Here is a 907-nt window from a genome sequence, read left to right as displayed (position 1 = left end):
ACGAGCCGCGGCACGCCTCGCGCGTTCTGCGCGCGCTCGGGCTCGGCGGCGCGCTCTCGCTTCTGCTGGTCCTCGGCGCCTGTGGGGCCGATCCGGGCCAGCATTACAGCATCATGGACCAGGACCGCTACGGCACCAGCGTGACGGGCGTGCCTGGCGCGCAGCGCACCGTGCCCCCGGGCGCAGCCGACGACGACAGGCCGCCACCCGGCGCGTTGACCGAGATCACGCCCGAACTGATCAAGGCCGAGCGGCTTGCCGAGCCGACCCATCTGCCGCAGGACGTAGAGAGCCTGTTCGCGGCGCCCACGCCTTATGAGATCGGCGCGGGCGACGTGCTCAGCATCCAGGTCTGGGATCACCCCGAGCTGAACCTGCTGACCACGAACGTACAGACCGTCGGTATCGACTTCACGGGTTCGGCTTCAGTGTCGACCGGCTACACCGTCGATTCGAACGGGCTGATCCAGTTCGCCTACGCGGGAGCAGTTCATGTCGGCGGACTCACCGAGATGCAGGCGCGCAACGTTCTCTCCGCGGAACTCGGCAAATACGTGCGCAACCCGCAGGTCACGCTGCGCGTGCAGTCGTATCGCAGCAAGCGCGTTTATATGGATGGCGAAGTGCATTCGCCGGGGCTGCAGATTTTCAACGACGTGCCGATGACGCTGACCGAGGCGCTCAATCGCGCGGGCGGCTTCACCCCGGTCGGCGACCGCGCGAACATCGCGGTGATCCGCAATGGCAAGTCGGTGATCGTCAACATCCCCGAGATGGTCTCCATGGGCATCAATCCGTCAAACGTGATGCTGCGGAACAACGATATGGTCCGCGTGTTCGCGCGCGAGGACAGCAAGGTATTCATGATCGGCGAACTCTCGCATCCGACCACGCTGTTCCTGCGCAA

1 protein-coding gene is annotated in these 907 nt (G+C 65.4%); it reads left to right on the top strand.

The genetic code is table 11. The features are described from left to right. Positions 1-113 precede the first annotated feature (113 nt). Positions 114-907: polysaccharide biosynthesis/export family protein (locus tag HV675_RS32130; RefSeq protein WP_246270682.1), on the top strand; the 794-nt coding region annotated here is incomplete at its 3' end.

The organism is Paraburkholderia solisilvae (assembly GCF_902859875.1).
Classification (GTDB): Bacteria; Pseudomonadota; Gammaproteobacteria; order Burkholderiales; family Burkholderiaceae; genus Paraburkholderia; species Paraburkholderia solisilvae.
Note: the sequence above shows the minus strand (reverse complement) of the source record. Positions and strands in the feature narration are given on the sequence as shown.